Annotated in this window: 19 protein-coding genes; 16 read left to right on the top strand and 3 right to left on the bottom strand. The window is 56.2% G+C overall.

What is annotated here, in order from left to right; all coding sequences use genetic code 11:
* Positions 1–90: 90 nt before the first annotated feature.
* From ACO0LO_RS00745 to motD, 13 genes are all read left to right on the top strand, one after another.
* The gene (locus ACO0LO_RS00745) at positions 91–984 is read left to right on the top strand and encodes a CheR family methyltransferase (protein ID WP_422962282.1); all 894 of its coding nucleotides are present in this window, start codon (positions 91–93) and stop codon (positions 982–984) included.
* A gap of 1 nt (position 985) precedes the next feature.
* Positions 986–1,594 (top strand): chemoreceptor glutamine deamidase CheD, encoded by a 609-nt coding sequence (gene cheD / locus ACO0LO_RS00740; RefSeq protein WP_422962281.1) that lies wholly within the window; start codon positions 986–988, stop codon positions 1,592–1,594.
* A gap of 45 nt (positions 1,595–1,639) precedes the next feature.
* Positions 1,640–2,716, top strand: a complete 1,077-nt coding sequence (locus ACO0LO_RS00735) for a protein-glutamate methylesterase/protein-glutamine glutaminase (RefSeq protein WP_422962280.1) — start codon at positions 1,640–1,642, stop codon at positions 2,714–2,716.
* 141 nt (positions 2,717–2,857) lie between these two features.
* Positions 2,858–3,253 carry a chemotaxis response regulator CheY gene (gene cheY, locus ACO0LO_RS00730; protein WP_188568307.1) on the top strand — a complete coding sequence of 132 codons (396 nt, stop codon included), beginning with the start codon at positions 2,858–2,860 and terminating at the stop codon, positions 3,251–3,253.
* Positions 3,254–3,358: 105 nt separating this feature from the next.
* The gene (gene cheZ, locus ACO0LO_RS00725) at positions 3,359–3,991 is read left to right on the top strand and encodes a protein phosphatase CheZ (protein ID WP_422962279.1); all 633 of its coding nucleotides are present in this window, start codon (positions 3,359–3,361) and stop codon (positions 3,989–3,991) included.
* A 71-nt stretch (positions 3,992–4,062) separates the two neighbouring features.
* Positions 4,063–5,283: an EAL and HDOD domain-containing protein gene (locus tag ACO0LO_RS00720; protein WP_422962278.1), complete on the top strand. Its 1,221-nt coding sequence runs from the start codon at positions 4,063–4,065 to the stop codon at positions 5,281–5,283.
* A gap of 321 nt (positions 5,284–5,604) precedes the next feature.
* Entirely contained in the window at positions 5,605–6,786 is a 1,182-nt protein-coding gene (gene flhB, locus ACO0LO_RS00715; RefSeq protein ID WP_422962277.1) for a flagellar biosynthesis protein FlhB, read from the top strand.
* Positions 6,783–8,864, top strand: coding sequence for a flagellar biosynthesis protein FlhA (gene flhA / locus ACO0LO_RS00710; protein ID WP_422962276.1), 2,082 nt, complete (start codon positions 6,783–6,785; stop codon positions 8,862–8,864). The genes flhB and flhA overlap by 4 nt, the downstream gene beginning before the upstream one ends.
* The gene (gene flhF, locus ACO0LO_RS00705) at positions 8,861–10,225 is read left to right on the top strand and encodes a flagellar biosynthesis protein FlhF (protein WP_422962275.1); all 1,365 of its coding nucleotides are present in this window, start codon (positions 8,861–8,863) and stop codon (positions 10,223–10,225) included. Before flhA ends, flhF begins: the two co-directional genes overlap by 4 nt.
* 28 nt (positions 10,226–10,253) lie before the next feature.
* On the top strand, positions 10,254–11,060 hold the full coding sequence (locus ACO0LO_RS00700; protein ID WP_422962274.1) for a MinD/ParA family ATP-binding protein: 807 nt from the start codon (positions 10,254–10,256) through the stop codon (positions 11,058–11,060).
* Positions 11,061–11,065: 5 nt separating this feature from the next.
* Positions 11,066–11,797: an RNA polymerase sigma factor FliA gene (locus tag ACO0LO_RS00695; protein ID WP_422962805.1), complete on the top strand. Its 732-nt coding sequence runs from the start codon at positions 11,066–11,068 to the stop codon at positions 11,795–11,797.
* On the top strand, positions 11,779–12,522 hold the full coding sequence (locus ACO0LO_RS00690; RefSeq protein ID WP_422962273.1) for a flagellar motor protein: 744 nt from the start codon (positions 11,779–11,781) through the stop codon (positions 12,520–12,522). The genes ACO0LO_RS00695 and ACO0LO_RS00690 overlap by 19 nt, the downstream gene beginning before the upstream one ends.
* Positions 12,523–12,536: 14 nt before the next feature.
* On the top strand, positions 12,537–13,328 hold the full coding sequence (motD, locus tag ACO0LO_RS00685; protein ID WP_422962272.1) for a flagellar motor protein MotD: 792 nt from the start codon (positions 12,537–12,539) through the stop codon (positions 13,326–13,328).
* A gap of 202 nt (positions 13,329–13,530) precedes the next feature.
* Here motD and ACO0LO_RS00680 read toward each other — a convergent pair whose 3' ends face one another.
* From ACO0LO_RS00680 to flgA, 3 genes are all read right to left on the bottom strand, one after another.
* Entirely contained in the window at positions 13,531–14,013 is a 483-nt protein-coding gene (locus ACO0LO_RS00680; RefSeq protein WP_422962271.1) for a flagella synthesis protein FlgN, read from the bottom strand.
* 2 nt (positions 14,014–14,015) lie between these two features.
* Positions 14,016–14,327: a flagellar biosynthesis anti-sigma factor FlgM gene (gene flgM, locus ACO0LO_RS00675; protein ID WP_422962270.1), complete on the bottom strand. Its 312-nt coding sequence runs from the start codon at positions 14,325–14,327 to the stop codon at positions 14,016–14,018.
* Between the two features lie 153 nt (positions 14,328–14,480).
* Positions 14,481–15,176 (bottom strand): flagellar basal body P-ring formation chaperone FlgA, encoded by a 696-nt coding sequence (gene flgA, locus ACO0LO_RS00670; protein ID WP_422962269.1) that lies wholly within the window; start codon positions 15,174–15,176, stop codon positions 14,481–14,483.
* Positions 15,177–15,408: 232 nt separating this feature from the next.
* On the opposite strand from flgA, the gene flgB reads away from it, so the two are divergent.
* The 3 genes from flgB to ACO0LO_RS00655 are packed head-to-tail and all read left to right on the top strand — an operon-like array spanning position 15,409 to position 16,952.
* A complete protein-coding gene (gene flgB / locus ACO0LO_RS00665) occupies positions 15,409–15,831 on the top strand; it encodes a flagellar basal body rod protein FlgB (protein WP_422962268.1) in 423 nt (140 codons plus the stop codon).
* A gap of 5 nt (positions 15,832–15,836) precedes the next feature.
* On the top strand, positions 15,837–16,241 hold the full coding sequence (gene flgC / locus ACO0LO_RS00660) for a flagellar basal body rod protein FlgC (protein ID WP_422962267.1): 405 nt from the start codon (positions 15,837–15,839) through the stop codon (positions 16,239–16,241).
* 18 nt (positions 16,242–16,259) lie between these two features.
* A complete protein-coding gene (locus ACO0LO_RS00655) occupies positions 16,260–16,952 on the top strand; it encodes a flagellar hook assembly protein FlgD (RefSeq protein WP_422962266.1) in 693 nt (230 codons plus the stop codon).
* Positions 16,953–16,983 lie beyond the last annotated feature (31 nt).

Genomic DNA, 16,983 nt, shown 5'->3' with positions numbered 1-16,983 from the left:
GGATTTGGAGCTGGCAGATGTTCGGGCTCATAATGGCTAATTGTTAAGAATCCGGTGAGTTAAACGGGTTCCAAAAGAAGGATGGTTTTAATGACAAAGCCTTTAGAAAAAAGTAGAACTGAAACATCGAAAGAGTTCGATTTCACGCATCGCGATTTTGACCGCGTCCGCGACCTGATTTATAAAAAAGCCGGCATTTCCCTGGCGGACAGCAAACAGGAGATGGTCTACAGCCGTCTGGCGAGGCGTTTAAGGGCAACAGGCCTGAGCTCCTTTGTTACTTATCTGGATGACCTGGAAAGGGAGCCTGCGGGTGCGGAGTGGGAAGCCTTCACCAATGCGCTGACCACCAACCTGACTTCATTTTTCCGCGAAGAGCATCATTTTCCTATCCTCGCGGAGCATGTAAAGAAAAAACGCGACAACCTGACCATCTGGTGTTCTGCCAGTTCGACAGGGGAAGAACCGTACTCCATCGCGATGACGCTGTGCGAAGCCTTCGGCACAATGAAGCCGCCGGCCCATATCATCGCCACTGACATTGATACGAATGTGCTCGCGACCGCCTCCAAGGGAGTTTACAATCTGGACCGCCTGGACAAGATGTCGCCGGAACGCGCGCGCAAATTTTTCTTGAAAGGGAAGGGCGCGCAGGAGGGTCTGGTACGGGTCAGGCAGGAGTTGCGCGACATGATCACGTTCAAGCAATTGAATTTGCTGGCCGACAGCTGGCCGGTGAGTGGCGAGTTCGATGCGATTTTCTGTCGCAACGTCATGATTTATTTCGACAAACCAACGCAGGGGAAGATACTTAAAAAATTCGTGCCATTAATGAAATCGGATGGTTTACTTTTTGCCGGGCACTCCGAAAACTTTCTATATGTGACGGATGCCTTCAAGTTAAGAGGTAAAACGGTGTATGAACTGGCGAGCCTGCATGAAGCGCGTCAGAGAGCCATGCCGCGTCCAACGGATAAGGGCTAATATGAGCCAGCTAAGTGAAGAGCATTTCGCAACCAACGTCTATTACGACCGGACCTTCGATTGCGACGCCGCTAAAATTTTACCTGGTGAATTTTATTTCACCGGCAAGGATATGTTGATCGTGACTGTCCTTGGATCTTGTGTTTCAGCCTGCATCCGCGACCGTATTTCCGGCGTCGGCGGCATGAACCATTTCATGCTGCCGGATGGCGGCGCGGATACGGATAATCCGGTGTCGGCATCAATGCGTTACGGCACCTATGCAATGGAAGTGCTGATCAACGAACTATTGAAGGCCGGCGCCAGGCGGGAAAACCTGGAAGCCAAGGTTTTCGGCGGCGGCAACGTGCTGCGCGGTTTTACCGCGATCAACGTCGGTGAGCGCAATGCAAAATTTGTACTCGATTACCTGCGCACCGAAAAAATGCGGGTGATCGCTGAGGATCTGAACGACATTTATCCTCGCAAAGTGTATTTTTTTCCAAAGACAGGAAAAGTCCTGGTCAAAAAACTAAAAGTTGAACATAACGATACGCTCAAAAAACGTGAACTGGATTACGCCAGCCGCCTTAAAACGGCACCTGTTGGCGGTGAGATTGACCTGTTTTGACGTGGATGATGCGTATTGTGCGTACGTGACGGCGGAGTATTTTTTATGAAAATTAAAGTATTGATAGTGGACGATTCGGCATTGATCCGTAGCGTCATGAGTGAAATTATCGGCAGCCAGCCGGACATGGAAGTGGTCGGCGTTGCGCCGGATCCTCTGGTCGCGCGCGAGCTGATCAAGCAGACCAATCCCGACGTGCTGACGCTGGATGTCGAGATGCCAAAGATGGACGGCCTGGATTTTCTGGAAAAGCTGATGCGCCTGCGACCCATGCCGGTGCTGATGGTATCGTCGCTGACAGAGCGTGGGTCGGAGATCACGATGCGCGCCCTGGAATTGGGCGCGGTCGATTTCGTCACCAAGCCCAAGCTGTCGATCAAGAGCGGCATGCAGGAATACACCGACCTGATCGCGGACAAGATACGGGCTGCGTCCAAGGCCCGTCTCAAGCCGCGCGCGGCGCACCTGACCGAAGCCAATAAAGGGCCGCTCAACGAGTTGCCCCTGGTGCGCAATCCGCTGACCAGTAGTGAAAAGCTGATTATCATTGGAGCCTCCACTGGCGGCACGGAGGCGATCAAGAATTTCCTGGTGCAGATGCCATCGGATTGTCCGGGCATCCTGATCACCCAGCACATGCCGGAAGGTTTTACCCGTTCTTTTGCCAAGCGGCTGGACAGCCTGTGCAAGATCGCGGTGATGGAGGCCGCCGGCGGCGAACGGGTCTTGCCGGGGCATGCCTATATCGCGCCCGGCCATTCACATCTGCTGCTGGCCAGGAGCGGCGCCAACTATGTGACCAAGCTGGACGATGGCCCGCCCGTGAACCGGCATCGGCCTTCCGTTGACGTGCTGTTCCGCTCCGCCGCCACTTTTGCGGGTAAAAATGCGGTGGGTGTGATTTTGACCGGCATGGGCAAGGACGGCGCCGCAGGCATGTTGGAAATGAAGAACGCCGGTGCATACAATTTTGCTCAAGATGAAGCAACTTGTGTAGTATTTGGGATGCCGCGCGAAGCAATTGCCGTGGGCGCGACGCATGAGGTTGGGCCCTTGAACGAACTGCCTGCCAAGGTATTAAACTATCTTGCCACGCATGGAAGTCGAGCTTTACGGGTTTAATCCGGTTCAATATCCGGTATAGCACCCCTTAAGCTGACCAAATTCAGACAAATTTAACTTGTTCTGCAATTTGGACACCACTTCCCTGCAATTTGACCGATAATACTAAATACTGTCTTTAAAGAAATAATGGAGTAATTCATGGCCGATCAGAATCTCAAGTTTTTAGTTGTTGACGATTTTTCTACAATGCGCCGCATTGTGCGTAATTTGCTGAAAGAACTTGGATATTCCAACGTCGACGAAGCAGAAGATGGCGCGATGGGCCTCGCCAAGCTGAAGTCAGGCGATTTCGATTTTGTCATTTCAGACTGGAACATGCCCAACATGGACGGCCTGACCATGCTGCAGCATATTCGCGCCGACGCTGCGCTGGCCAAGCTGCCTGTGCTGATGGTGACTGCGGAAGCCAAGAAAGAAAACATTATCGCCGCCGCCCAGGCAGGCGCCAACGGTTATGTGGTGAAACCTTTTACGGCTGCGACGCTCGATGAGAAACTGACCAAGATTTTTGAGAAGCTTGAGAAGGGCGCTTAATAATAATTAAAGCAGCATTGCAGCCAGCCCTGACGGATATTCGGGTATTGCGGCAATCAAGCTGGTAATGGGGCAGGCATGGGGATGCCCCAACAAGGAGCGAAAATGAGTCCAATTAATGGCGATAGCGCCCCGCAAGACGAACTCCTGACGCGCGTAGGGCATATGACGCGCTTGCTGCATGATAGTTTGCGCGGGCTAGGTCTGGATAAGTTGCTGGAACGGGCAGCTGACGATATCCCGGATGCACGGGACAGGCTTGAATACGTAGCGCGCATGTCCGAACAGGCGGCGCAGCGGGTGTTGAATGCAACGGACGCCGCGATTCCCTTGCAGGAATCGATTGACGCTGGTGCAAAGAAAATTTCTGCCGGTCTGCAGGGCCTGCTGGATCAGTCGGCAACGGTAGAGCAATACAAGGAGGCTGCGGGCCAGACTCTGGAGTACCTGAAATCGGTAAGCGGAAGCAGTGTGGAAACCAAGTCGCATCTGATGGATATCATGATGGCGCAGGATTTCCAGGATCTGACCGGGCAAGTGATCAAGCGGGTAACTGAACTGGCGCAAAACCTGGAGCAGCAACTGGTGCAGTTGCTGATCGATTATTCTCCGAATGAGATCAAGCGCGACACGGGCGACGGACTGATGAACGGTCCGCAAATCAACCCGACAGGGAACGCCGAAGTTGTTGCGGACCAGAGCCAGGTGGACGACCTGCTGGATAGTCTGGGCTTCTAAGTCTTTATTGAGTATTTGCTTAATAGCGGGTCCTGTTTGGCCGCTATATGCTATTTTTAGATCATCCCACTATGAATGAAGTAAACTTCATTGTCAGAGAACCCCTGCTAGACCCAAAGCAGCGGGTCATCGGTTTTCAATTGTCATGGCAAAAACCGTCTGATCCTTCCGGTAGCGAAAGCGTGGAAGATCTGGATTCCCTGATGACTTTTGTCGCCGAGCAGCTTCATGACGACGACAAGGGTTTCCTGCTGGGCGATAACCTGCTGTTCCTGGAAGCGGTTCCCGCGCTGTTGCAGACCGAAGGCCTGAAACTGCTGTCGCCGAAAAATACCGTATTGATTTTGTCCAAAAGGTATTTTGTGGAAGGCCCGGAGCTGGAGCTGATCAAGGAAGTTCGGCAACAGGGATATGGCATCTCGGTGCGCGGCGGCGACCTGAGCGGCCTGGACCGTAGCCTGCTGTCGCAAATTTCGCATATCGAAGTACAACTGGGCGCCGCCAATTTCGCTGCACAGGCAAAAACCTATGCCGCGTTGAAACAGTCGTCGGTACGTATGATCGCCAGGAAGGTCGCAACCTGGCAGGACTATGATGCCTGCTCTGCGCTCGGGCTGGATAGTTTCGTTGGCAAGCTGCATCTGACGCCACGGCCGAGCACCAACCAGAAAGGTCTGAATTCTTCGCAAACTACCATTTTGCAATTGATGGAAATGGTCAGGAAGAATGCCGACATCCAGCAACTGGAAGCAGTGGTGAAGCGCGATGCGACGCTGGCCTACAAGCTGCTGCGTTATATTAATTCTGCCGGTTTCGGCTTGCGCACCGAAGTGCAGTCGCTGAAGCACGCTGTGCAGATTCTCGGTTATAGCCCACTGTACCGCTGGCTTTCGCTATTGCTGGCCACTGCCAGCACCAGCGGCTATTCTCCGGTACTGCTGGAAACGGCAATCGTCCGCGGACGCCTGGCGGAGTTGCTGGGCCAATCGCAGATGAGCAAGAGCGAAGCGGAAAACCTGTTCGTCGCAGGCATGTTCTCCTTGCTGGACAGGCTGCTGGGCCTGCCGATGGAAGAGGTGTTGTCCACGATACAATTGCCTGATGCAGTCACCGAAGCGCTGATTTCCAGGGGCGGTGTCTATGGACCCTACCTGGCGCTGGCGGAAGCTTGCGAATTGAACAGCATGCTGGTCGGCTCATTGGCCGAATCGCTGCGCATCAGTCCTGCCGACGTCAACAAGGCGCATTTGTCCGCGCTGGTTTGGGCTAAAAACATCGCATCAGCTGCCTGATGCGATAACGCAGCTACATAAATCCATAAAGCCGGAACCGCTAAGCGGTTCCGGCTTTTTTATTTGTTTGACACAAAATTCCCTTGCACACACGCAACTCATGCAATCCTCACGCATCCAGGTGCGGCATTTGCCTAAAAAAGCGACATTTTCCACATGGAAAGAAATTTTTAGTATTTTTACTGGATTGGTGCAGTGAAATAAAGGGGTAATTTTGATCCTGTTCGCTGCATGAGCTTGCGTTGCTTTCCTCAATAATCGTACCTGTAAAACTGTCATGCGACATGTTGTACGCAAGGCATGAAATAACGGGAGTCGGCAATGGCCGAAGAAAGCGATCAGGAAAGAACCGAGCCGGCCTCATCGAAGCGCCTGGAACAGGCGCGTGAAGAGGGCGACGTTCCCCGTTCGCGGGAGCTTTCCACATGCACGATATTATTGGCCGCCGGCGCTTCGCTGTGGGGGATGGGTGGCGGCTTGATCAAGCAATTGAATCACCTGCTGGTCACCGGCCTCAGCATGGATCGCGCACAGGCATTCGACCCCGCGGTGCTGTTTGCGCACATTGCCGACAGCCTGCTGGACGTGCTGATCGCATTTGCCCCTATCGCCGGGCTGCTGATGCTGGTTGCACTGGCTTCCCCCTTGCTGATAGGGGGCTGGCTGTTTAGCGGCAAGGCGCTGCAGCCGAACTTCGGCCGATTGAATCCGTTGAGCGGGCTGGGCAATATGATATCGGCCCGCGCCGGTGTGGAACTGCTGAAGGCAATCGGCAAAACCATTCTGGTCGGCGTCGTGGCATGGATCGCCATCATGGGCCAAAAAAATGCCATCTTCGGACTGGCCGTGGAGCCCCTGAAGCAGGGGCCTGCGCACGTCGGCCACATGTTGGCGGTATGTTTCCTTTCCATCGTCGGCGCACTGGTGGTGATCGCGGCGATCGACGCGCCTTACCAGATGTGGCACTACGCCAACAAGCTCAAGATGACGCACCAGGAAGTCGTGCAGGAATCCAAGGAAGCCAACGGCAATCCGCAGATCAAGGCCAAGATCCGCGCGCAGCAGCGCGAAATGGCCCGCCGCCGCATGATGTCCGAAGTGCCGACCGCCGACGTCGTCGTCACCAACCCGACCCACTTTGCCGTGGCGCTGAAGTACTCCGACGGCGCAATGCGGGCGCCGAAGGTGGTTGCCAAGGGCGCCGACGCCGTCGCCGCCAAGATTCGCGAGCTGGCCAAGGAAAACAATGTGCCCTTGCTGGAAGCGCCGCCGCTGGCGCGTGCGCTGTACACCCATACCGACCTGGGAGATGAAATCCCGGAGAAGCTGTATGCCGCCGTCGCTGAAGTGCTGGCCTACGTTTTCCAATTAAAAGCCTTCCGTCAGCGTGGCGGAAAATACCCTGAGCAGCCGAATGAAATACCTGTCCCTCCAGAGCTGGACCCGAATAATCCTGCCGCTACAAAAACTGCAGCCGGCAATGATGCTGGAGCGATAGCATGAACGGACTGAAACTGCCCAGGTGGATGAAGATATTCAACAACAAGGCCATCGCTGCGCCGTTGCTGATCATCATGATGCTGGCGATGATGGTGCTGCCGCTGCCGGCCTTCGTGCTGGATATCTTCTTCAGCTTCAATATTGCCTTGTCCATCATCGTGCTGCTGACCAGTTTGTATACGGTCAAGCCGCTGGACTTCATGGTTTTCCCTACCGTGCTGCTGGTGAGCACCATGCTGCGCCTGTCGCTGAATGTGGCCTCCACCCGTGTCGTGCTGACCGAGGGGCATACCGGACCTGACGCCGCCGGCAAGGTGATCGAGGCTTTCGGCCATTTCCTGATCGGCGGCAACTACACCGTCGGTATCGTCGTCTTTATTATCCTGACCATCATCAACTTTACCGTCGTGACCAAGGGTGCGGGCCGCATCGCCGAAGTGGGTGCGCGTTTTGCCCTGGATGCGATGCCGGGTAAACAGATGGCGATCGACGCCGACCTGAACGCCGGCCTGATCGCTGAACAGGAAGCCCGCCGCCGCCGTACGGAAGTCGCGCAAGAGGCGGAATTCTACGGCGCGATGGACGGTGCCAGCAAATACGTACGCGGCGATGCGGTCGCCGGCATCATGGTCACCGTCATCAACATCATCGGCGGCCTGATTGTCGGCATCGTCCAGCATGACCTGGATTTTGCCGCTGCGCTGAAGAACTACACGCTGCTGGCCATCGGTGATGGCTTGGTGGCGCAGATCCCGTCGCTGATCATCTCCACCGCGGCAGGTATCGTCGTGTCGCGCGTGGCCAGCGAGCAGGATATCGGCGCCCAGTTCATTACCCAGCTGTTTGCCAAGCCGCAGGTGCTGTTCATTACCGCCGGCATCGTGGGCGGCATGGGCATTATCCCTGGCATGCCGCACGTTGCTTTTATACTGCTGGCAGGCTTGCTGGGGGGCTCGGGCTACCTGATCAGCAAGCGCGGTACGGTGGTTGAAAAAGAAGAGGAGCCGGTCAAGGCAGCAGCCGCGCCGGAAATCGAAGAAGCCACGTGGCAGGACATCATGCCGGTGGATACGCTGGGCCTGGAAGTCGGTTACCGCCTGATACCGTTGGTGGACAAAGGGCAGGGCGGTGAACTGCTGCGCCGTATCAAAGGCATACGCAAGAAATTCGCGCAGGAGGTCGGCTTCCTGTCGCCGCCCGTGCATATCCGCGACAACCTGGAATTGAAGCCTTCTGTTTACCGTATTACGCTCAAAGGCGTCGAGGTCGGCACCGGCGAAGCGATCACAGGCCAATACCTGGCGATCAATCCAGGCATGGTGTCCGGTCCCTTGCCCGGCGCCGAGACCACGGACCCGGCCTTTGGCCTGCCCGCCGTGTGGATCGATGCCGGCATGCGCGAACAGGCGCAGGCGATGGGCTACACCGTGGTGGATGCCGGCACTGTCATCGCAACGCACTTGAACCACCTGATTACCTCGCACGCCGCCGAGTTGCTGGGCCGCCAGGAAGTACAGTCGCTGCTGGACCACGTTGCCAAGGACGCGCCGAAATTGGTGGAAGACCTGGTGCCGAAACTGATCCCGGTCTCCACGCTGCAGAAAGTGCTGCAAAACCTGCTGCTGGAAGGCGTGCATATCCGCGATATGCGCACCATTATTGAAAACCTGTCGGAACATGCAATGCAGACGCAGGACGCGGCAGAATTGACCACGTTTGTCCGTATCGCCCTGGGCCGCGCGATTGTGCAGCAGATCTTCCCGTCTACCAATGAGTTGACCGTGATGACGCTGGACAACCGTCTGGAACGTCTGCTGATGCAGGCGCTGCAAACCAGCGGCGCGGATGGCGCTGGCATTGAGCCGGGCCTTGCTGACACGCTGGCTACTCAGACCGAGGCAGCAGCGCATAACCAGGAAAAACTGGGCCTGACGCCGGTGCTGCTGGTGCCCGGACCGCTGCGGGCCTTGCTGTCCCGCTTCCTGCGTAGATCCTTGCCTCAGCTGAAGGTGCTGTCGCATGCCGAATTACCTGAAACAAAAACGATTAGAGTTACCAGCCTTGTTGGAGGGCAATCATGAATGTAAGGAAATTTACCGCTAACACATCACGTGAAGCGATCAGGATGCTGAAGGAGGCGCTTGGTCCCGATGCGGTGATCCTGTCGAACCGCAATGTGGGCGGCAAGGTGGAGATACTGGCGATGGCGGACGAAGCCATTTCTGCCGCCGCCACGCCCGAACATGAGCGCATGATGGTGCCGGAAGAAACCCGGGTGACGCCGCCGCGCTTTGCGCCTGCGCCGCAGCCGCTGTTCCAGCAGCCATTCCAGCAAAAGGCGCATGAGCCGCAGCCCGTTCACCGGACTGCCCAGGTCCAGCACCAGTTTGCCGCGCCTGCACAGGCTGCTGTCAGACCTGCTGCGATGCCGGGTTTCGCCGGTGCGGACATGACCGGCAATGCCAGCGCGGCTGAAATGTCGAAAATGATGGGCGAGATACGCTCCATGCGCGGCATGCTGGAAGCGCAGTTGGCAGAGTTGTCGTGGGGCAATACCCAGAAACGCCAGCCGCTGAAAGCAGAAATCCTGAAAGAAATGCTGGCCACAGGCTTCAGCGCCAGCCTGGCGCGCTACTTGGTGGACAAGCTGCCCGAGCAGGCCAGCGTTGCCAGCGGCATCGCCAGGATCAAGGCCATCCTCGCCAACAACCTGCCTACCATCGGCAATGAAAACGAAATCCTGGAAAAAGGCGGCGTATATGCCCTGGTGGGGCCGACAGGCGTGGGAAAAACCACGACCACGGCCAAGCTGGCAGCCCGCTGCGTCATGCGTCACGGTCCGGCCAAGCTGGCGCTGATCACCACGGATGCCTACCGTATCGGCGGCTACGAACAGCTGCGCATCTACGGCAAGATACTCGGCGTCATGGTGCATTCGGTCAAGGACGAGAGCGACCTGCGCATTGCGCTCAGCGAGCTGAAAAACAAGCATACAGTGCTGATCGATACGGTCGGGGTAGGGCAGCGCGACAAGATGGTGACCGAGCAGGTGGCAATGCTGTCGGCCGCCGGCAGCGATGTCAAGCGCCTGCTGTGCCTGAACGCCACATCGACAGGAGAAACCCTCAGCGAAGTGGTGCGCGCCTACCAGGGCAACGGCCTGGCCGGCTGCATCCTGACCAAGCTGGACGAAGCGGCGACCATAGGCGGGGCGCTGGACATCATGATACGCCAGAAGCTGAACGCCTATTATGTCGCCAGCGGCCAGCGCGTGCCGGAAGACCTGCACGTCGCCAACAAGCATTATCTGATCGACCGCGCTTTCAAGCTGAAGCGTGAAACCGCGCCGTTTGCCTTCCGGGATGACGAGTTGCCCATGTTGATGGCGAACGCCGCTGCAATGAACAACCGCAGGAACCACATGGAGGTGAGCCTTGGCTAGATTCGATCAGGCGGAAGGATTGCGCCGCATGCTGGAAGGCCCTAAACCCAGGGTGGTGACGGTATTATCCGCATTGCGGGAAGACGAGAAGAGCGGCATGCTGGTTAACCTCGGCGTGTCTTTGGCGCGCCAGGGTAAAAATATCCTGATGGTCGACGCCCGCGCGTCTGCCGACAGCATAGGAGCGTGGTTAAATGCAAATCCGGACCAGACGCTGTTGGACGTTGCAAGACAACAGCGTACAATGCAAGACGCGATTAAAATAGTGTCTGCTGGACTATCGGTGGCGATGCTTGCAAAATATGCCCCTGTGTCGTCCAGTATTCCAAGCGAAAATGCCCGGCGCCTGTCGCGGGTATTCGATATCGCGGTTAATCGCTCGGACTTGGTGATTGTCGACAGTGAAATCGACATCAATGACGCATTTCCTCTTGCATCCCTGGATGAAAGCGAGGTCGTAATGCAGGTATCGGCAAATCCGGCAACAATTAAAACAGCCTATGGCCTGATCAAGCGGGTGAACAGTCGGGTAGGCAGGCGCTCCTATGGAATCATCGTTTCCGGGGCGACAGAAAAAGAAGCAAAACTGGTGTATACCAATATGGCGCAGGCGGCGAGCAGATACCTGGCCGTGCCTTTGCATTTTGTGGGATATGTGCCCGAAGACGAGCATATGAAAAAAGCAGCGCACCTGGGAAGATCGGTCATCGACGCTTTTCCGCTGGCAGGTGCATCGCTGGCTTTTTACAAGCTGGCAGAGCAGATAGCGCTGACCGCCCGTTCGACTTTAAGTTTGCAAGGATTGCCAGAGATAGGTGTTCGTCTCGGAACGTAATGAATATGTACACCGCTAGCGGAAAATCGGATAAAAATTTCTTACTTACGGAGCATGCTTCGCTGGTCAAGCGGCTCGCTTACCAGCTGAAAGCCAGGTTGCCGCCCAGCGTCGAGGTGGATGACCTGGTGCAGGCCGGCATGATAGGCCTGCTCGATGCGATCAACCGCTATGAAGACAATCACGGCGCCCAGTTCGAAACCTATGCCATACAGCGGATACGGGGCGCCATGCTGGACGAGTTGCGCAATAGCGACTGGCTGCCGCGCGGCGTGCGCCAGAACATGCGCAAGATAGAAAACGCCATGAATGCCTTGCAGCAGAAACTGGGCCGTCCACCGCTGGAGACCGAAGTAGCCAAGCAGCTCAAGCTTTCGCTTGGCGATTACCAGGACATGCTGGGAGATAGCGGCGGCCACCAGCTGGTGTACTACGAGGACTTTCATGATGCGGACACCAAGGAGCATTTTCTCGACCATTACACGTCCGACCAGTCCGGCGATCCTTTGCAGGACTTGCTGCACGGCGATTTCCGCGATGCCGTCATCCATGCGATCGACAGCCTGCCGGAGCGAGAGAAACTGCTGATGGGCCTGTATTACGAGCAGGAACTGAATCTGAAGGAAATAGGCGCGGTCATGGGGGTTTCCGAATCCCGCGTATCGCAACTCCATAGCCAGGCGGTCGCCCGCCTCAGGGCATCTTTAAGGGACAGAGCGTGGACTGGTCTAGCCTAGCAGGACTTTTACTCGTCGCCGTCGGCATCCTGTTCGGCCAGGTGCTGGAAGGCGGCCGCATCTCTTCGCTGATCCAGCCGGCGGCGTTTGTCATCGTCGTGGTGGCAACGATAGGCGCCGTGATGCTGCAGAGCCGGATGCCGGTCTTCATCCGCGGCGTCAAGATGCTGCGCTGGATATTTACCGCACCCGAAGACAATACCAAGAAGACGATACAGGATGCAATGATCTGGAGCAGCGTTGCGCGCCGCGAGGGTTTCCTGAGCCTGGAGCGCTACATGGAGTCTTCCAAGGATCCGTTCATTGCCAAGGGGCTGCGGCTGGTGATTGATGGCATTGACCCCACGCGGCTGAAGGACATACTGGACGTGGACATCTCGCTATACGAGATGGAGCAGCGCCAGGCAGTCAAGGTATGGGAATCGGCCGGCGGCTATTCGCCCACGGTGGGGATCCTGGGCGCGGTGCTGGGGCTGATCCATGTGATGGAAAACCTGACCGACCCCAGCAAGCTAGGCGGGGGTATTGCGGTGGCGTTTGTGGCGACGATCTACGGTGTTGGGCTGGCCAACCTGTTTTTTATCCCGGTTTCCAATAAACTCAAGGAAATCGTCATACGTGAGGTGACGCGCAGGGAAATGCTGGCGGATATCTTCTTCAGCATCGCATTGGGCGACAGTACGCGCATTGTGGAAGAGCGGCTGGCCAACCACCGCCAAGCATAGCGCCAGGCACAGATATGGCGCGCAAAAAATACCAGGAAGAACCTGAAAACCACGACCGGTGGCTGGTGTCTTACGCCGACTTCATCACGCTGCTGTTTGCTTTTTTCGTCGTGATGTATGCAATCTCTTCCCTTAATGAAGGCAAGTACAGGGTGCTGTCGAATGCGCTGACCGGCGCCTTCGGTAAGGTGCTGATCACGACAACCGCGAAGCAGCCCGAGGTACCGCCTTCTCCCACCATCAAGTTGGACCCGCTTCCCATTGTCAGGAAAAATACCGAGGCCTTGCACAAGGAGCGCGAGCAGATGACCGGCGTTGCCAGGGACATTCTGGCTGTGCTGGAGCCGCTGGTAAGGGAGGGCAAGGTACGCGTTACCCAGACCAGCCGCGGTGTGACGATCGATATCAATGCCAGCGTGCTGTTTGCTCCGGGCGAAGCCAAGCTCAATGAAGATTCCAACCAGGCGCTGAAGGCCATCGCCTCTGTGCTGAAGAGCGATAACCACGCGATTCAGGTGGAAGGTCATACCGACAATGTCCCCATCAAGAATCCGGTCTATCCGTCCAACTGGGAATTGTCGGCGGTACGTGCCAGCACCGTCGTCAGGCTGTTTTCCGAGAACGGCGTTGACGAAGGACGTTTGACCGCGGTAGGGCAGGGGCCGAAGCAGCCTGTGGGCTCTAACGATACACCGGACGGACGCTCCCGGAACCGCCGCGTCACCGTAACGATACTCGCGCTGCTGCCGGATACTGCCGTGGATGTCCCTGTCGCGCCGCCGGCAAAGAAAGCACCCGGCCCTTAACCTGAATCGCCAGCAAGCCAGTGCAAAGCATGGCACCTTGAATCAAGCGCATTATCCCCCCCCCAAGCGGACTGCCAGCAGGATAGCAAAGCGTTGACGCAGATTGCGGCGCAGCTTTGTCAATTCAGGGTGATCTGTGGCAGGCAATGCACGGCATATTTCATGCACGTGCTACGCTCAGTGGCGCTATGCCCGCAGTGGCTTAGCGCGCGGCGAAACCGCGGCCGGAGGTCTTGTTGATAGTGGTGTGGCCGCTAGGACCATAGAGTGAGCCGGCTACCGGATCATTTTGCTGCAGTATCTTGAGCGCACTCTGTGTGTAATTCATGTGCTTGTTGATCAGGATGCCGTTGGTGCGGTTGTTTTCGTTCGCCTTCGAAGTGATTTCCAGCAGCTTGGTCCAGCAGCGCCCGGTATCCGATTCGGCCGGCACTTGTTTCAGCCACGCCTGCATGCCTTCCTTGTCGGCCTTGAAGCCCAGGGTCATCAGCTGTCTGGCGCGAATTTTTTCCAGCTCGGAAATGTCCGTGATGACGCGCACTTTATTGACGGTCACCTTGGACAGATCTTCCACTTTTCCATCGACGAGCGCAGCCTGTTCTTTCTCCAGCAATTCAGCCAAAGATGCCATCGCTTTTACTTCTTCTTCGAGGCATTGATGCAGACTGGTGATCGTCGTATTCATTATCAGCGTTTTCTAGAATTTAACAGGTCTTTAACGGTATCCAGGAGTCCGTCAGCGACCTTTTCAGAATTGACCTGGAACCGGCCCTCTGAAATTGCCTGCTTGATTTCTTCCACCTTCTTCGTCTCAAATACGCCACTGCTTGCCTGCGCACCCTGCAGGCCTTGCAATTGTGTGGACAGATTCGAAATCTGCACGTTATGAGACGGGGTAGTGGCTACCTCCGCCTTGTCGGCAGTCTTGTCGGTACGGGCTTGCGCCGGACTGCTGGCGGGCAGTCCTCCGGTTTTTTTCAGTGCGTCATCAATTTTCACAGCGTTACCCTCACTTATGGGATTCATATACATCTACAGCATGTATATCGGCTGTGTTATTTTAAACTTTAACATTACTTGCGGAAATATTTTGCCGGTTGTCCTGGTATGCATGGGGTTTTAATGTGTTTGTTACTTTTAGGAACATATCTTTCAATAGCTTACTTCTACGAGTCCACCCGCTTTTGCAACCCCGCTCAACACCGCTCCGGATGCAGTCCTGGCCTTCACCACCTGGCCTTCGCCTGCATTGTTCAACGCCAGCGCATCGGTGGAAACCTGGAAACCTGTTCCTTTGCTGGTCACCCTGACCGACTGGCCTTGCTGGATCACTGGCGCACTGCGCAGGTTGTCCACGCGCAATAAACTGCCGGATACCACTGACATCGACATGGTTTTGCCCACTGCCTGAGAGGGGGTCGTGACTGCGACGGAGGGCAGGGAGGACAGATCCCCTTTAACCTTGCTCAGATCCGACGCCGTAATGACCTGACCCTGGGAAATTGCTCCGGCGGCAACATAGTAATCGCCCGTGACCTGGACATTGGCCGTCATGTAGATGGTCCAGGAGACAGGAGCCGTGCAGCGCACGCCGACACTGATCTTGCCCCACGGTTTGCTGCCCTGTGGCAAAAAAGGCATCAGATTGGCGCATGCCGCAAGGTTCAGGCGGCTATCGATCTGGCCTAGGCTGATATTGACTTCGCCCGGTTGTCCGATAGACTGGGTTTTCAGGAACTCTTCCGCAGCTTGCCGGACGGCAGCCTTGTCCTGTGCCGGCGCAGCGGTCTGCGGCCACGCAAATGGACAAATTGCCATCAACACCAGTGTGCATAGTTTTTTCATCATTGCCTTCGATCTTGCCTTAATGCTAAATGCCGGAAACATAGATCGTGCCGGGGCAGGAGGCATGGCTAGATTCTATGATTTGCCTGCCGATTCGAACCATTGAACAGACAGGTTTTTGCGGTCTTTATCTGCCGATCAAGCTTGAGGCCGGATACTTAACATGCAAGGTATCGAAAACCGTTTGATGGTCGGCGACACAGGCAGTCTGCGGTAAGGAAACAGGGAGAAAATTATGGTGAGCAAGCTTGATGATTATCTGCGCTTTCAAACGACCGCACTGAGCGTGCGGGGCGAGCGGCAGCAGCTGATTGCATCCAACATCGCAAATGCGGATACGCCTAATTATAAAGCCAAAGATATTGATTTTGCATCAGCAATGAATAATGCGCTGGGCCGCGCCAATACCGGTGCAGGCAATGGCAACCAGGCGGCGTCGGAGCTGGCCAAGACTTCGCCGCAGCATCTCGATATCAGGGGAAGTACCGGCGGTGGCCAGCCGCAGTATCGCGGCACCATACAGGGCGCGGTGGATGGCAATACCGTGGACATGGACGTAGAGCAGAATCAGTTCACCGACAATGCGCTGCGCTATGAAGCCAGCCTGACGATGATCAGCGGCCAGATCAAAGGCATGCTCGCCGCAATTCAAGGGTAATCATCATGTCGCTATTTAATGTGTTTAACGTCGCCGGTTCTGCAATGAGCGCTCAGTCGCAGCGCTTGAACGTGGTTTCCAGCAACCTGGCCAATGCGGACAGCGTCACGAGCTCCAATGGCCAGCCTTACAAGGCCAAGCAGGTCGTGTTCAGTGCCACGCCAATGGCCGGTACGCCCTCCACTGGCGTCGCGGTAAAGGAAATTGTCGAAGACGGCACGCCGCCCAAGCTGGTGTACGACCCCAAGCATCCGTTGGCGGACGAAAAGGGCTATGTGGCGATGCCCAACGTGAATGTAGTAGAGGAAATGGTCAACATGATTTCCGCATCGCGCTCGTACCAGACCAACGTTGAAACGATGAATTCCGCGAAAACCATGCTGTTGAAAACCCTGACTATCGGTCAATAAGCTTAAAAGGTAAATAATATGTCCGTACAATCCCCAGGCGCCGTCGATCCAGCTTTGCTGGCAGCCATGAACGGCAAGCCCGCCGCTACCAATACGACGCAGGATGCGCAGGATACCTTCCTGAAGCTGCTGGTCACGCAGATGCAGAACCAGGATCCATTGAATCCCATGGACAATGCACAGGTGACAACCCAGCTGGCGCAGTTGTCGACCGTAACCGGCATCGACAAATTGAACACGACCGTGCAGTCGCTGGGCACCAACATGCAGTCGGCCCAGATTCTGCAGGCGGCCGGCATGATCAACCACGGCGTACTCGCTGCGGGCTCTGCGATGACGCTGGCCAAAACCGGCACGGCCGACGACAGCCCAAGCGCCGCGATCTACGGCGTCAGTCTGCCGCAGGATGTCAGCGACGTCACAGTCACCATCAAGGATTCAACCGGCGCGGTCGTTCGCAAGCAAGACCTGGGCGCGATGAACGCCGGTGTCAACGCATTGACCTGGGACGGCAAGAACGATGCCGGCACGGCCGCCAAGGATGGCTCCTACACGTTTGAGATTTCTGCGACGTCGGCGGGAAAATCGGTGGATGCGACTTCGCTGGGATTCGGCGTGGTCTCCAGCGTATCGTCCAGCACTTCCGGCGTGAAATTATCCGTCGCCAATATCGGCGAAATCGGCTTGTCCGACGTGATGCAGGTTTATTGATCAGTTTTTATCCGTCTTGTTTGGTTTATTG

Origin of the sequence: Undibacterium sp. TJN25, from assembly GCF_049339885.1 — a bacterium.
Lineage (GTDB): Bacteria > Pseudomonadota > Gammaproteobacteria > Burkholderiales > Burkholderiaceae_D > Undibacterium.
The sequence above is the reverse complement of the archived record's forward strand: the minus strand, read 5'-3'. Positions and strand labels throughout refer to the sequence as shown.

Coding starts and splice junctions, on each gene's coding strand:
- ACO0LO_RS00745 (WP_422962282.1), top strand. CDS start 91: ATGACAAAGCCTTTAGAAAAAAGTAGAACTGAAACATCGAAAGAGTTC.
- cheD (WP_422962281.1), top strand. CDS start 986: ATGAGCCAGCTAAGTGAAGAGCATTTCGCAACCAACGTCTATTACGAC.
- ACO0LO_RS00735 (WP_422962280.1), top strand. CDS start 1,640: ATGAAAATTAAAGTATTGATAGTGGACGATTCGGCATTGATCCGTAGC.
- cheY (WP_188568307.1), top strand. CDS start 2,858: ATGGCCGATCAGAATCTCAAGTTTTTAGTTGTTGACGATTTTTCTACA.
- cheZ (WP_422962279.1), top strand. CDS start 3,359: ATGAGTCCAATTAATGGCGATAGCGCCCCGCAAGACGAACTCCTGACG.
- ACO0LO_RS00720 (WP_422962278.1), top strand. CDS start 4,063: ATGAATGAAGTAAACTTCATTGTCAGAGAACCCCTGCTAGACCCAAAG.
- flhB (WP_422962277.1), top strand. CDS start 5,605: ATGGCCGAAGAAAGCGATCAGGAAAGAACCGAGCCGGCCTCATCGAAG.
- flhA (WP_422962276.1), top strand. CDS start 6,783: ATGAACGGACTGAAACTGCCCAGGTGGATGAAGATATTCAACAACAAG.
- flhF (WP_422962275.1), top strand. CDS start 8,861: ATGAATGTAAGGAAATTTACCGCTAACACATCACGTGAAGCGATCAGG.
- ACO0LO_RS00700 (WP_422962274.1), top strand. CDS start 10,254: ATGCTGGAAGGCCCTAAACCCAGGGTGGTGACGGTATTATCCGCATTG.
- ACO0LO_RS00695 (WP_422962805.1), top strand. CDS start 11,066: ATGTACACCGCTAGCGGAAAATCGGATAAAAATTTCTTACTTACGGAG.
- motD (WP_422962272.1), top strand. CDS start 12,537: ATGGCGCGCAAAAAATACCAGGAAGAACCTGAAAACCACGACCGGTGG.
- ACO0LO_RS00680 (WP_422962271.1), bottom strand. CDS start 14,013: ATGAATACGACGATCACCAGTCTGCATCAATGCCTCGAAGAAGAAGTA.
- flgA (WP_422962269.1), bottom strand. CDS start 15,176: ATGATGAAAAAACTATGCACACTGGTGTTGATGGCAATTTGTCCATTT.
- flgB (WP_422962268.1), top strand. CDS start 15,409: ATGGTGAGCAAGCTTGATGATTATCTGCGCTTTCAAACGACCGCACTG.
- flgC (WP_422962267.1), top strand. CDS start 15,837: ATGTCGCTATTTAATGTGTTTAACGTCGCCGGTTCTGCAATGAGCGCT.
- ACO0LO_RS00655 (WP_422962266.1), top strand. CDS start 16,260: ATGTCCGTACAATCCCCAGGCGCCGTCGATCCAGCTTTGCTGGCAGCC.